The sequence below is a fragment of the Paenibacillus sp. JNUCC32 genome, from assembly GCF_014863545.1.
In the GTDB taxonomy this organism is placed as follows: domain Bacteria; phylum Bacillota; class Bacilli; order Paenibacillales; family Paenibacillaceae; genus Paenibacillus_AQ; species Paenibacillus_AQ lautus_A.
Genome location: NZ_CP062260.1, coordinates 2,346,076 through 2,359,538 on the forward strand (window position 1 = coordinate 2,346,076; position 13,463 = coordinate 2,359,538).

At 47.5% G+C, this 13,463-nt stretch carries 12 protein-coding genes; 7 read left to right on the top strand and 5 right to left on the bottom strand.

The annotated features are described in order from the left end of the window. Nucleotides 1-25 precede the first annotated feature (25 nt). The gene (locus JNUCC32_RS10490; protein WP_192571956.1) at nucleotides 26-1,126 is read left to right on the top strand and encodes a glycosyltransferase WbsX family protein; all 1,101 of its coding nucleotides are present in this window, start codon (nucleotides 26-28) and stop codon (nucleotides 1,124-1,126) included. Between the two features lie 35 nt (nucleotides 1,127-1,161). Here JNUCC32_RS10490 and JNUCC32_RS10495 read toward each other — a convergent pair whose 3' ends face one another. Then, complete coding sequence (locus tag JNUCC32_RS10495; protein WP_228468928.1) at nucleotides 1,162-1,587, bottom strand: hypothetical protein; 426 nt, start codon at nucleotides 1,585-1,587, stop codon at nucleotides 1,162-1,164. Between the two features lie 189 nt (nucleotides 1,588-1,776). Between JNUCC32_RS10495 and JNUCC32_RS10500 the strand changes: the two genes are divergently transcribed. The 3 genes from JNUCC32_RS10500 to JNUCC32_RS10510 all read left to right on the top strand — a co-directional run bounded on the left by JNUCC32_RS10500 (nucleotide 1,777) and on the right by JNUCC32_RS10510 (nucleotide 4,581). Then, on the top strand, nucleotides 1,777-2,976 hold the full coding sequence (locus JNUCC32_RS10500) for a cytochrome P450 family protein (protein WP_192571957.1): 1,200 nt from the start codon (nucleotides 1,777-1,779) through the stop codon (nucleotides 2,974-2,976). A 287-nt stretch (nucleotides 2,977-3,263) separates the two neighbouring features. Then, entirely contained in the window at nucleotides 3,264-3,758 is a 495-nt protein-coding gene (locus JNUCC32_RS10505) for a DUF2243 domain-containing protein (RefSeq protein WP_228468929.1), read from the top strand. A 1-nt stretch (nucleotide 3,759) separates the two neighbouring features. Continuing rightward, nucleotides 3,760-4,581: a cytochrome c oxidase assembly protein gene (locus tag JNUCC32_RS10510; RefSeq protein WP_192571959.1), complete on the top strand. Its 822-nt coding sequence runs from the start codon at nucleotides 3,760-3,762 to the stop codon at nucleotides 4,579-4,581. On the opposite strand, the gene JNUCC32_RS10515 is transcribed toward JNUCC32_RS10510, so the two are convergent. The 4 genes from JNUCC32_RS10515 to JNUCC32_RS10530 form a co-directional block, all read right to left on the bottom strand. Next, nucleotides 4,578-5,501, bottom strand: coding sequence for a VanW family protein (locus JNUCC32_RS10515; protein WP_228468992.1), 924 nt, complete (start codon nucleotides 5,499-5,501; stop codon nucleotides 4,578-4,580). The two genes, JNUCC32_RS10510 and JNUCC32_RS10515, sit on opposite strands and share 4 nt — an antisense overlap. A 190-nt stretch (nucleotides 5,502-5,691) precedes the next feature. Then, entirely contained in the window at nucleotides 5,692-6,942 is a 1,251-nt protein-coding gene (locus JNUCC32_RS10520) for a multidrug effflux MFS transporter (RefSeq protein WP_192571961.1), read from the bottom strand. A 128-nt stretch (nucleotides 6,943-7,070) separates the two neighbouring features. After that, nucleotides 7,071-8,633 carry an ATP-binding protein gene (locus JNUCC32_RS10525; RefSeq protein WP_145036283.1) on the bottom strand — a complete coding sequence of 521 codons (1,563 nt, stop codon included), beginning with the start codon at nucleotides 8,631-8,633 and terminating at the stop codon, nucleotides 7,071-7,073. Nucleotides 8,634-8,815: 182 nt separating this feature from the next. After that, nucleotides 8,816-9,598, bottom strand: coding sequence for a YqzG/YhdC family protein (locus JNUCC32_RS10530; RefSeq protein WP_192571962.1), 783 nt, complete (start codon nucleotides 9,596-9,598; stop codon nucleotides 8,816-8,818). A 157-nt stretch (nucleotides 9,599-9,755) separates the two neighbouring features. Between JNUCC32_RS10530 and JNUCC32_RS10535 the strand changes: the two genes are divergently transcribed. The 3 genes from JNUCC32_RS10535 to JNUCC32_RS10545 are packed head-to-tail and all read left to right on the top strand — an operon-like array spanning nucleotide 9,756 to nucleotide 13,453. After that, on the top strand, nucleotides 9,756-11,255 hold the full coding sequence (locus JNUCC32_RS10535; RefSeq protein ID WP_228468930.1) for a spore germination protein: 1,500 nt from the start codon (nucleotides 9,756-9,758) through the stop codon (nucleotides 11,253-11,255). A gap of 6 nt (nucleotides 11,256-11,261) precedes the next feature. Continuing rightward, nucleotides 11,262-12,350, top strand: a complete 1,089-nt coding sequence (locus JNUCC32_RS10540) for a GerAB/ArcD/ProY family transporter (RefSeq protein WP_192571964.1) — start codon at nucleotides 11,262-11,264, stop codon at nucleotides 12,348-12,350. Beyond that, nucleotides 12,344-13,453 carry a Ger(x)C family spore germination protein gene (locus JNUCC32_RS10545; protein WP_192571965.1) on the top strand — a complete coding sequence of 370 codons (1,110 nt, stop codon included), beginning with the start codon at nucleotides 12,344-12,346 and terminating at the stop codon, nucleotides 13,451-13,453. Before JNUCC32_RS10540 ends, JNUCC32_RS10545 begins: the two co-directional genes overlap by 7 nt. Nucleotides 13,454-13,463: the final 10 nt, after the last annotated feature.

Here is a 13,463-nt window from a genome sequence, read left to right on the forward strand (position 1 = left end):
AGCTTGTTTTAGGAGGTATGATCGGTTGAAACTCATTGCTTTCTTGTTGCCGCAATTTCATCAGATTCCGGAGAACGACCAATGGTGGGGAGAAGGATTTACGGAATGGACGAACACGAGAAAAGCCAATTCGATTTATCCGGGACACCTACAGCCTAGAGAGCCATATGAAGATTACTATTATGATTTAACGGATCCTGCTACCCGAAGATGGCAAGCGGAACTAGCGCAATATTATGGCATATACGGTTTTTGCTATTATCATTATTGGTTCAAGGGGAAACAACTACTGGAAACGCCTTTCAAACAGGTGTTGAGCAGCGGGGAACCTCGAATTCCGTTTTGCTTGTCGTGGGCGAATGAACCTTGGACACGAAAATGGGACGGCGGAGAGCATGATGTTCTCATGCCGCAAGAATATGGCGAACAAGAAGATTGGGAACTACACTTCTACGCACTATTAGATGCCTTCCGTGATGAGCGATATATACGGATAGAGAATAAGCCGATCTTCATCATATACCGTCCCGATAAAATATCATGCTGTGAAGATATGATGAAACATTGGAATATTCTAGCTGTTAAAAATGGCCTCGAAGGCATCTATTTCGTGCGGACGTTAGGTGGATTCCCCTTGGCCAAACAAGATTACTTTGATGCTAATTTAGAATTTGAACCGCACTATACCTTTGCGCATAGCGGATTAAATCGTTTGTGGTCATATATGAACATAGGCAACGAGAAACATTATGTGTTCGATTATGATTTTGTATGGCAGTATGTATTAAATCGATCGCATCACAGGGATCGGAGCAAAATCTTTCCGGGCGCTTATGTGAATTGGGACAATACACCTCGTTTAGGATTAAGAGGATTAAGCTGCTTAGGAGCCAATCCCCAAAAATTCGGTTGGTATTTGACAAGGCAAATCGAACGTGCCGTTTCTTTGTATAATAGCGAGTTTTTATTCGTAAACGCATGGAACGAATGGGCTGAAGGAACGTACCTGGAACCGGATAAGCATTATCAATATCAATATCTTGAAGCTGTTCGAACTGCATTGAAGACTACAGGCTTCTATACAGAGCCGAATATAATGACGGATATACAAAAAAACGGGAGATGAAGTCTCCCGCTCAATATCACGTTTCAATAAATGTCTTATAATCTCTGAATGCCGATATTCACACTTCCTCCCGAATTGTCTATGAATATAACATAATCAAACCCATCGGTCCCTTTTAACACGAGACCCGGCTGACCTAAAATACTGGTAGCATAGAACCTAACCTGCTGAGCAACTGATCCTCCGGCCGGTACGGAAGGCATATTACTGGCTACCAACCTTTGCCCTGCCGTTACTACACCTGTAACATTAGCATTTTGTCCAACGCTTGCACTGCCGCCAACAGCTAAATGATTCAGGATGGTTTCACTTGAATTTACTTGTAAACTTCCTGCAATTGTTTGATTCTGGTTGACTTGCAAACTCTGACCTATGGTTTGATTGCCATTGACCTGCAGATCTTGTTGAATGGTTTGGTTTCCGGTAACCAATACGTTATCAAATGTAGGCAAATCTATCACTCCTTTACATTCTAGATCCTATATCTTATGTTGAATGATGAAATCGGTCATAGTTAAAAGCTGTATTCTTATATATTAATATAGATAAATATTGTCGAAGTCGGTCTCAAGACCATGTGAATTTGGTTATCCTCGTCTCCATATCATATAATGGATAAGAATCTATGTATCGAGAGGAGACTATTGCTTATGAAAGTCAATGCGAACGAATCTCCGAAAACAACTCTATTTACAGATGATTTCACGCAAAATCCTTATCCTGTGTACGAGAAATTGAGGCAAAGCGATCCCATTATGAAGCTGCAATTTCCGGATGGTCGTCATGGGTGGCTGATCAGCAGTTACGCTGAAGCCGTCGAAGCGCTCAAGGATGGCCGGTTCAGCAAGGACGTCGCGAAGGCAATGGGCGCGGAACAGACCAGCGTGTTCAGCACGAATATGCTGTTCTCCGATCCGCCGGATCACAAACGGCTTCGCGGATTGGTCCAGAAGGGTTTCACGCCGCAGAGAATCGCGGATATGCGCAGCCATATTCAAGAGATCGCGGATAACCTGTTGGATGCCGTCTCCTCCCAAGACACCATGAATCTTATTGACGAATATGCCTTTAAGCTTCCCATTATAGTAATCAGCGAGATTCTCGGCGTACCCGCCGAGGATCAGGACAAGTTCCGGGTATGGTCCAATTCCATCATCGGCGCTTCCAATCAGGAAATGAACGAGCAGGTCGTCCAGCATATGAACGAATTCATCGCTTATTTGAGGGACTGGTTCGCCAAGGTTCGCGAACAGCCCGGCGACGATATGATCAGTCAGCTGGTCATTGCCGAGAACCAAGGTGACCGCTTATCCGAACAGGAGTTATACGGCGTCGTTACCCTGATGATCATAGCCGGTCATGAAACGACGGTGAACCTGATCGGCAATGGCGTGCTTGCATTATTGGAGCATCCGGAGCAGCGGAAGCTTCTGCAGGAACAGCCGGAACGGATTCATGGCGCCATTGAGGAAATGCTTCGCTACAACGGTCCCGTTGAATTCAGCACTTCACGATGGGCCGCGGAGGACTTGGAATTTCACGGTGTCCATATGAAAAAAGGCGACTTGGTTGTCATCGCCCTAAATTCCGCTAATCGCGATTCCACACAATTCGAGGATCCCGATCTGTTCGATATCACCCGTGAGAAGAGCCACCACTTAGCCTTCGGCAAGGGAATACACCTCTGCCTCGGAGCACCGCTCGCCAGGCTGGAAGGTGAAATCGCGATTAACACGCTCCTTCGCCGCTTTCCCGATTTCGAGCTTCAGGGCAAAATCGACGAGCTGGAATGGAGGCCGGGTATGATCGTGCGCGGCGTGAAGGAGATCCCCATTTCACTTCGTTCTTAATATCCAGCAGAATAATATATTTACACCTAGTAAAAAGGCGAACCCTAAAAGTGGTTCGCCTTTTGTTTTTGGATATGTTCAATTCAGTTAACATATATAACATTATGTAAACTAATTAACTGATGAACAACGAGCTTTAGTCCTTTACCGAAGCGAATAATATATATCACTCGTTTTATCCACCCGGTGTTAAAGTTATTGATATGGTAATAATGGGTAAACTTAGAAAGTATCACTTTGTAAAACGATGGACTTCAGAATTTTGTAACAGAAAGAGGATGAGACGAATGAAGTCTTCTAAAACCCATGAAAATCAAACACAGCGCTCAAACTACGCCGAACGCAACCTATGGGCCGGCATCTTGTTCGGGTTGGGGCTGGTCGGATTTATCGATGAGGTGGTATTTCACCAATTGCTGCATTGGCATCATTTCTACGATAAGTCTACAAGCGATATCGGCCTTGTCTCTGATGGTCTGTTTCATGCGTTCAGCTGGTTTGCTACCATCGGCTCCTCGTTTCTGATTGCCGATCTGCACCGAAGGAACGCGTTTTGGGCTAAACGATGGATTGGAGGCATTCTGTTAGGCGGTGGCGCTTTCCAACTGTACGACGGCATCATCCAGCACAAATGGATGCGACTGCATCAGATTCGTTATTACGTCGATATAAGACCCTACGACTGGGTCTGGAATCTGATTGCTGCCGGCATGATCATCGCTGGCATCATACTCATTGCACGAACTCGAAACCGCGTCCCTTCCCGGAAGGCCGCATCCTAAGATGAGTAGCCATTCGTTTCATCATCATGGTGCCGGAATGTTCGAAGGCGCTGCTGTATGGCACCCTTGGGAATGGATTATGAGTTTCTTCCTCGCTGGCCTAATTCTGCTCTATTGGACAGCTGCTGCGGTTTCCAACCGACGCCACCGCAAATGGCCTGCCCATCGTTATGTTTGCTGGATTGCGGGATTGACCTGCATAGGTTTATCGCTGGCAGGCCCGTTGGCCCGGCTTGCCCCTGCGAATTTCTCGGTGCATATGCTTGGGCATCTGCTGCTCGGCATGCTCGGGCCACTGCTGATTGCGTTTTCAGCTCCAATGACGCTTCTGCTTCGGTCAGTCCCAGTGCCGGTCGCAAGAAGAATTAGCCGATTGCTTAAGAGCAATCCCGTCCATTGTATCTCACATCCATTGGTGGCCGCTTTGTTGAATATTGGCGGCTTATGGATCCTCTACACCACCGGGTTGTTCACGGCCATGCATTCTAGCCTAATTCTTCATATAGCCGTTCATTTTCATGTGTTTGCAGCCGGATATCTATTTACGGTTTCTTTGATCTACGTGGATGTGGTTCCCTACCGCCGAAGCTTTCGGCTTCGTGCGTTCATCCTGATCATTGCCATGGCGGGACACGGGATACTCTCCAAATACTTATATGCCCATCCGCCCGACGGCGTTCCTTTCGAGCAGGCAAAGCTTGGTGGAATGCTGATGTATTACGGCGGCGATGCCGTGGATCTCGTTCTCGTGTTGTGGATGTGCATGCAATGGTATAGGTCGTCCCGTCCGCGACCGGCATCGTTTCATCCAATCCCGGATTAATCGCCGCTTACCGGATTATGCTTGGTGTCGCTGGTCTCCTCCGGCAGGCTGTTGGATATGCTCGGTACATTGCGCGGCTTATATTCGATGAGTTCCGAAGAGTATATGGCTACGGTCATTCTTCCCCCGTTCCCGAATGCCCGAATGAGGATGGGTTGATTATAGGCGTTCTCAAAGACAAAATCCGGGCCTCCCCAGCTAACCGTAGCGTCTCGACCAGGCAGCACGTAAGGGACGTTCCGGCTGTGGGAGTAGCGCTTCACAATCTGCAAACCTGCACGGTCAATCGCATTATACAGCGTCGAAGAAACCTGACAGATTCCGCCCCCCACTCCTTCGGACAATTCGCCTCTTACGATCACGCCGGCACGTTTGTACCCCCTGTCCACCGTTCTCATGCCGACGACCTCATTGAACGAGAACGTTTCCCCGGGGAATACGACTGCGCTGTCAATCGCTTGAGCAGCCAACGCGATGTTATGGGAACGATTTTTGTTATTGGAATTAAAATAGGTTACATAGTAGCCGATCGGCTTGACGCGAATGGAAGCCAGAAGCTCGGTGTCCACTTTCGGATATATCGGATACCTCGGCGCTTCGATGGAAGAAGCCCCGGTGCCGTACCAATACGAATAGTATTGTTCCAATAGCTTGCGTCGGTCCAGACGATGGCCGTTCTGACCCGGAACGATCTGGCCGCTGCTGCCAATCTTGGCATTTCGGGCTTCCATATACGTCTTGCGATCAAGTTTATCCACCCATTGATCGTATTTGTCCATATCCAGCAGCGGGAACACATCAAGCGCATGTTCGCTTCGATTCACGCTTTCCATGACTTTGCCTTCCTGGGTAATCGTTAAATTGTCGTTCTCCGGTTCAGTCCCTTGCAGGAGCATGAACAGTAGGCTAATGACCGACATCCATTTCAAGTGGGTTCACCTGCTTTATCTTTGTGTTTTCCTCGTCTTCGTGCGTTTTTCCTGCTATGCCCGTTTACACATCTCTTTGGTATTATGATTGCATTCTAGGTAATTCATTCAGAATTGTTTCCTTAACCACAAAAAGAAACCCGCACATTCATCGTGCGGGCTTCTTTGCAAAAGTACGATTTTATAAAGAGACTTGTGTCTCTTTCCTGCGGCTAATAGGCATGACGAGAAACAGAAACGAACTGACGGCCAGTAATTCCGCGATCCCGATGACGGTGCCCATAGGAGCTGCCGTCGTTCCGTCTCCAAGCCCGACAAGAGGGCTTGCGGCGGCGCCTAAGAGCAAAGGCAGCAAGCCTAGCAATGCAGATGCACTGCCTGAAGTATGGGCTTCCTGCTTCTGCATCGCCAGGGATGTTGTCGTTGCGCTAACCATCCCAACGGCAGAGACGATCAGGAACAGCATCGGCGCAATGAGAAACAGTCCGCCGCCAAGCCATGTAATGGCAAGCAGCGATGTGCCGCCAAAGGCTGCAATAACAAGTCCCGTCGTCAGAAGTTTGGTTTCTCCTGTTCGGGAAGCCAACCTCCCGGTAATTTGGGAGAATAGTACGATACCAACCCCGTTAACGGCAAAGAATAGGCTGTACGTTTGAGGAGTCACCCCGAAGATATCCTGCAGCACGAAGGGCGATCCCGAGATATACGCGAACATCGCGGCCGATACGAACGCTTGGGAGAGCGCATATCCGATAAACACGCGATCCCGAACCAGCGTACCGAAGGTTTGAAAGGTTTGCCTGATCCCGCCGCTGGCTCTATACTCCTTGTTCAACGTTTCCGGAAGACCAAACCATACGGCAAGCAGCATCAGCAATCCAATCAAAAACAGGACGACGAATACGCCACGCCAAGATACAAAATTCAGAATAAAGGCACCGAATACAGGAGCGATAATTGGAGCCAATCCGTTGATCAGCATCAGTAAAGTGAAAAATTTGGTCAGCTCCGAGCCGGTGTATAAATCCCGCACGACCGCCCTGGATATGACGATGCCGGCTGCTCCGCTGGCTCCCTGCACGAAGCGGAGCGCAACCAGAACCCAAATCGTCGGTGCAAATGCGCACAGTAAGGAGGTGACCGAATAAATAATCAGGGATATGATCAGCGGTGCTTTTCTCCCCCGTATATCGCTGAGCGGCCCGGCTACGAGCTGTCCAAGCGCCAGGCCCAGCAAAAATGCCGTCAAGCTTAATTGGGCTAACGATGCCGGTGACCCTAAACTTTCCGAAAGTTTAGGCAGTGCAGGCAAATACATGTCAACTGAGAGCGGTCCAAATGCCGATAGGGATCCGAGAATCAAGGCAAACTGCAGCCTCTTTCCGCGAGTCAGGACCATGGCTGAACCGGTTTCTTTGGTGGAAATCGACATACTGACAGATACTTCCTTTCTCTTGCAACACATTGATGCATGGGTGATATGCTGCTGGCAATCCATCTTGATTGCTAAGCAACTATCCTATCATAGGTTATTTTTTTGGATATTACCAACCATTTTTACTAGGACAGGGGCATGCGCAAAGTAAACGTTGTGCCAATGCCCAGTTCGCTATGTACCGTAATTCTCCCGCCATGATCTTCTACAATTTTCTGACAAAGGGACAACCCGAGCCCCGTCCCTTCTTCCTTGGTCGTATAGAACGGATCGAAAATTTTGGCAAGATTTTCATCAGCGATCCCTTTGCCGGTATCCTCGATCTGAACAACGGCCATCCCCTCTTCTGCTTTAAGCGAGATTCGAACGGAACCGGTGTTTTCCATCGCCTGGAAGGAATTACGAATCAGATTGATCAGTACCTGGATGATCTTGTCCCGGTCCATCACGATTTGGATCGGCTCATCGCTTAAGTCGAGCAGAAACACATGTCCGTGCGAGGCCGCTTCGGATTCACATAAGGAGTAAACGCGCGTCATGCAATCCGATAGGGACTCAACCCTCATATTGCTGGCATGCGGCTTTGAAAAATGTAAAAATTCAGCCGTCAGCTCCCCTACCCGCGTGATTTCCCCCATGATAACCTCATACCAGGGCTGTATATTATAACTTTGATTTTTGGAAAGCTGTATAAAGCCTTTAATCGAAGTCAGCGGATTGCGTATCTCGTGGGCCATTCCGGCAGCGAGCTCCCCCACCATCTTCATTTTTTCCGTACGGATCATCTCCTCCTGGCTTCTCATCCAGGAATTGCGGCGCATTTGAAAAATCCGATCCTCCGCCGTGCTGATGATCTCCTGATACGTTAATGCTTCGTGCGGGTAGCAAGTAATGCTATACGTCACCTGTACGCCGATATGCTCAAAATTGAACATGGTGCTGTCGATGTTGACATGCTCCGGTAGCAGTACGGCAAAGCGGTCTCCCGCATAGCGCGAGGCGGCCAGCATGTCGTTCAGGAACAATCTCCGCAGAGCACGCGAGAATCTGATCAGTATCTCATTTGCGGTGGAAATGTCCTTTGCATTTAACGATTTAAAGTTGTTGATATCGAGCAGCACCAGCTGAAACGGCTTGTTCACCTCAATGAGCTGCTGGACTTTATGCAAATACCCGTCATAATTCAGAAGACCGGTTAATGCATCATGGTACGTTAAGTAATCGTTCTGCTTATATAATTTCTTTTTCTCCGATTCCAGAAAGTTAACAAAGTGGAATGAAATCACAATCACAAAGGAAGCCAAACAATCAAACACGGAGACCAGAACATTGTATTTCGTTAACGGCACGTAAGTCAGACGGATTAAGGAATACTGAAGAATGATCAGGAAGCACAGCGGCATCGTTTCCTTAAATCGTTCTTTGTTATGAATGGTATTAATGATCAGTATGTAATACAGGAGGATACACCAGTTTAATTGACTTACATAGTGAAACGCCCCAAGAAACAGAAAATGAACATAACGAAGCCATTCGTACTTTCGATCAAAAACAACGGATACGTACAACAAAGTTGCCGTGAGCAGCATCAAAGGAATGGACGTGTGATAACCGAGATAGACCGACGATACCATGATAAAAATCGATATCAAGGGAACAAATAGGAGCTTAAGGACTAAAAACGACAAAGCGAATCACTCCTAAATCGCTATTACTGGCGCATAATGTAGAAATCAACGAGGCAAGTTCCACCAAATATGGTACACCATATACATGCGTCTGAACAGCAGGAAAACACCACTTTCAACAAAGCCGCCCTTTATTTTTTCCTGAAAATGGCGTTATTCCTGCCGTCAATTGCTATTTTCAGCTAAATTTCCTCATAACGTATCGATAGAATCTGATCGGTTACCGGATGATACGAAACCGTGACATACACGCCGAATTCAACGTTCCCTTTCTTAAGCCACAGTTTGAACTTCTCCTCCGCCAAAACACTGGATATCTTGGTTCTGCCCATATACAAATAATCCACGACGTCCATATTATATTTCCGCTTGGTTTCGGTGACGGCTAAGGTTCCCCACTTGGCATAAGCAGGCTCTCTTCTGTTCACGGCATGAATCAAAGACTGCGCAATTTCGGTCAGTTCACGCTGTCCGATCTCTGTGGAAGCTCGATTTGCTGTAGTTATGAGATATTGCCAATCCGCCTTTTCAAATACCAACAGCTGCAGCGTATTGAGCGGACCTTTGTAGAATTTAGCGGTTGTCTGCTCCGTCAATTCTAATGCTTGAAACGATAGGTGTTCCAGCTGCTGTCTATTCTCAACGGGATATAACTCGATCCTGTAGTCGTTCTCGGGTTTAAATTCGTTTCGATAATGGATCTCCAAATGCTCGTCAAGTCCGGCATGCGTGCCATAACAACGACCATATTGATGCGTAAAAGCTACGGCAGGCACTTGCGGCGGGAGCTGGATTTCTCTGCCGAAACGCTTCTCGCAAGCCCTTATCGCCTCCTCTGCCAGCCCGGCACCGCTTTCAAAAATAGCCTGCTGAAACGAAAACTCCGAAGATTCCATAGTCGCCTGATCATTAACGGGTGTGACCCCGAGCGACAAAATGCTAGCGAATAAAAGGGTCCCCAGCATGTTATTCCTCCTCCTAGAGATTGGCAGACTTTGCCTGATTCTAAGATTCCCGCGGACGCTCTTCTTATTCCTGACTTGGGATTCGTTGGATAATTCTTTTGAAAAATACACACACTGTGACGGACTATGCATGAATCCGAGGTGAGTACGCGTGGGGATGAAACAGAGATTAAAATCTATTTTTTTGGTCACTCATGAGCATTCTGAATCCAGCACTTCTCTATATAATCAACAGGATCCCAACCCCCAGGAAGAGGTTTCGCTGACGCTGAAGCATGTCGCGGATCAGTTTGACGATTCGGCCGACTTTGTCCATAAGATCTATCTTCACGGGCGCCTTCATGTTATGTATTTCAGCCATTTGGTCAATGAGGATCGGCTGGAGCGGGATCTGCTTCCTCCCATTTTGAATTCCGAAAACCCGCTCGATTTGTTGACGGAGCAATCACAATATGAGCATATAACGGATTCGAAAACCTATGTGGAAGGTATTCTAAGCGGTATGGCCGCGTTTTATTATGAAGATCAAGCTTTCATGATCGATGTTATTTTCCCGACATCCCGGACGGTGGCTGAATCCGAAACGGAATCCATCATTATCGGACCGCATGAAGCGTTTACCGAACAAGCCTATACGAATCTGTCTTTGATCCGCAAGAGAGTGCAAAGTTCTCATCTCAAGGTCATCAAACTTTCCGTCGGCGAAGTTACGAAATCGGATATCTATGTTCTGTATATCCAGGACATCGCGAATGAGAAATACGTCAAAGAAGTAATAAAGCGGGTCGAAGCTATAGAGATTGATGCCATTCACGATACAAACATGCTGATCCAGTGCATTGACGATGATCCGTACTCGATTTTTGCGCAATTTTTGACCTCAGAGCGGCCGGATACCATTGCCTCCAAGCTGGTTTCGGGACGAGTCGTTGGAATTATGGACGGAAGTCCCACTGCTTTTACCGCGCCCGCCAACTTTTTTGAATTTTTCTCGTCTTCCGACGATTATTACCAGAGGTGGAGCATTGGTACGGCGACCTTGTTCCTAAGGTTTGCAGCCCTTTTGATAACGGTGACGTTGACGGCCCTATATGTCTCGGTTACCTCGTTTCACTATGAAATGATTCCCGAGAATCTGATCCTTACGCTGACGGAGTCCAGAAGCAAAGTGCCGTTTCCTCCCATTTTCGAAGCGCTGCTCATGGAGACGACGATCGAGCTGCTGCGGGAGGCCGGGGCCAGGCTGCCTACCAAGATTGGACAGACTATCGGTATCGTAGGCGGTATCGTCATCGGCCAGGCGGCAGTGCAAGCCGGATTAACCAGTAATATTCTGATCATCTCCGTCGCCTCTTCGGCCATCGCTTCCTTTGTCATCCCGAACTATGTTATGAGCGCATCTTTTCGCTTGTTCCGTTTCGGGCTTATCGTAATGGCCGGTTTGTGGGGGAATATGGGACTAGCGCTTGGCTTGGCCTATATGGTCATTCACTTAAGCGGCTTGACGAGTGTCGGCTCCTCCTATCTAACACCCATCGCACCATTCGAGCCGTATGACTGGAAAGACGTATTTCTAAGACTTCCCTTTTCCACATTGGCCAAGCGGCCTACCCAAGTCAAAGCCAAAAACAAGGTCAAATTAAAAATGAAAAGGTGAGGCAACTTGAAGGAAAAACTATCCCAATTTCACACTGCGATCCTCATCTACATGATTCAAACGGGGGTCTACGTATTCAGCATTACGCAAGTGGAGGCCCAATATTTTGGCACAAACGGATGGCTTATTACGATCCCGGCATCCATCCTGGTCTGTCTGAACATTTATCAGATGTACTGGGTGTACCGGCTGGGCGAAGGACAGTCGATTTTCGTCATTCTGGAGAAAAGCATTCCCAAGTTCATACTGGCCCCCTTCTATCTGGCGATCAGTACGGTATGGGCTTTGATCGGCTGCCTCGTCGCCAAGCAGTACGTGCTGATCTTTCAGATGTTTGCATTCCCGACAACCAACCCGATGGTATTCAAGATAGCAATCGATGTCCTCGCTTTCATGCTGCTGACCAAGGGATTGTACAATATCTCCAAAGCTTCCACGGTCTTTTTTTGGTGTACCATTTGGATGAGTTTGCTGCTGCTGTATTATGCAGGGGAATTTCGTATTGAAAGATTAACCCCCTATATATTTAAAGACAGTTCCAACATGTTGGAAGGAATGTTTCAAATCTATTTGGCATACTTGGGTTATGAGTTATGCTTACTGTTGTTTCCCTATACCGATAAGAAAACCAAATTGTTCAGGGCCGTCATCTACGGAAATTTGATACGTTCGGTATCCTATACCCTCCTCGGCTTTGTTTCGTTTGGCGTCGTTGGCAGCGATATGCTGAAGGTCATGCTGTTCCCGTTACTGGATTTGCTGGCGTATATCAAACTTCCGTTTATCGAGCGAATCGAGAATCTTTTTTACGGCTTCTTCCTGTTCACGACCCTCATTACGCTAGTGCTTTATTTCTGGGCAGCGGGCGAAAGCACCCAACGTGTATTTCCAAAAATCAAGATGAATGTGCAGTATTTCTTTATCATTCTTGCAGCACTGCTGATATCCTACATACCCTCCGTATTGAACCGAATCCGGGAGTGGCTTCTGATTCTGGGTTACATCCAAATCGGGTTTGCTTACATCATGCCGTTGATACTAATTATGCTGCTGCTGTGGCAGCGCAGAAAAAGGCAGCGTGATGCGCAATGTTAAAAAAATATGCATGCTTGTTCCTACTCTTATGCATCCTTCCTCTAGCAGGCTGCGGCGATCAACGCATCCTGGAAGATCTGGGGTTCATCCAGACGACCAGTTATGACTTGCTGCCGGATGGCAATTTATCGATATCGGTCTCCATTCCGCAAGCGGACCCGGAAACTACCTCTAAGCGGGAAGTGCTGACGGCAACGGCCAAGAGCAGCAAAGAAGCGAAGATGATTATGTCCAGACAAACCGGCATGCTGCTGGTAAGCGGGCAATTGCGGAACGTCCTGTTCGGGCTTTCGATGGCGGAACAGGGGCTGCACGGACATCTGGATACCTTGTACAGGGATCCTTCCATATCATCTCAAGTAAAAATAAGCGTGGTTGAAGGAAATGCCGGCGAACTGTTAATAGACGATTACAAGCAGCATCCGCGAACAGGGCGGTATATCGACATGCTGCTTGAAAAGGAGGCGCTCGGTCAGACCATTCCCAAGGTAACGCTGTTCAACTTTGCCAGGGATTATTTCGATCAGGGCGTAGATCCGGTTGCTCCAATAATTAAGAAGCATGACAAGAACTACATTACGACGAACGGAATTGCTTTATTTAAAGATGATCGCTATGTTGCTAAGATCGAGCCGCAGGATGCATTGATTTTCTCCTTTCTGAAGGGCAAGTTCAGAGAAGGTCAACTTAACATTGATCTATCGGAGGATCCTAAGGACAAGAAAGAAGTCGTCATGTTCAGTTCATTGATCAGCTCACGAAAAGTCAAGGTCGTGCACGGAGACCAGGGCATTGACAAAGTGATGTTTTACGTCAAGGTTTCCGGGTCCGTACTGGAATACATCGGCGATGCCAGGTTAAGCAATGACCGCGAACGGCATGAGCTGGAGCAGCGAATCAGCCAATATATCACGAAAAAAGGAAATGCCATGATCTCGATCATGAAACAACATCAGATAGACAGCCTCGGAATCGGCAGGTACGTCCGTAACCGGATTGGCTATGAGCAATGGAAAAAGATGGACTGGCGGCAAGAATTGCAAAAGCTGCAGGTCGAATGCGTGATTGACGTTCATATCAAAGATTACGGGAAATTTAGATAAAACTTGGAAA

What these genes read in the sequence shown, in the direction of transcription:
- JNUCC32_RS10500 (WP_192571957.1), top strand. Translation starts at nt 1,777, where the DNA reads ATGAAAGTCAATGCGAACGAATCTCCGAAAACAACTCTATTTACAGAT.
- JNUCC32_RS10505 (WP_228468929.1), top strand. Translation starts at nt 3,264, where the DNA reads ATGAAGTCTTCTAAAACCCATGAAAATCAAACACAGCGCTCAAACTAC.
- JNUCC32_RS10510 (WP_192571959.1), top strand. Translation starts at nt 3,760, where the DNA reads ATGAGTAGCCATTCGTTTCATCATCATGGTGCCGGAATGTTCGAAGGC.
- JNUCC32_RS10515 (WP_228468992.1), bottom strand. Translation starts at nt 5,501, where the DNA reads ATGTCGGTCATTAGCCTACTGTTCATGCTCCTGCAAGGGACTGAACCG.
- JNUCC32_RS10520 (WP_192571961.1), bottom strand. Translation starts at nt 6,942, where the DNA reads ATGTCGATTTCCACCAAAGAAACCGGTTCAGCCATGGTCCTGACTCGC.
- JNUCC32_RS10530 (WP_192571962.1), bottom strand. Translation starts at nt 9,598, where the DNA reads ATGCTGGGGACCCTTTTATTCGCTAGCATTTTGTCGCTCGGGGTCACA.
- JNUCC32_RS10535 (WP_228468930.1), top strand. Translation starts at nt 9,756, where the DNA reads ATGAAACAGAGATTAAAATCTATTTTTTTGGTCACTCATGAGCATTCT.
- JNUCC32_RS10545 (WP_192571965.1), top strand. Translation starts at nt 12,344, where the DNA reads ATGTTAAAAAAATATGCATGCTTGTTCCTACTCTTATGCATCCTTCCT.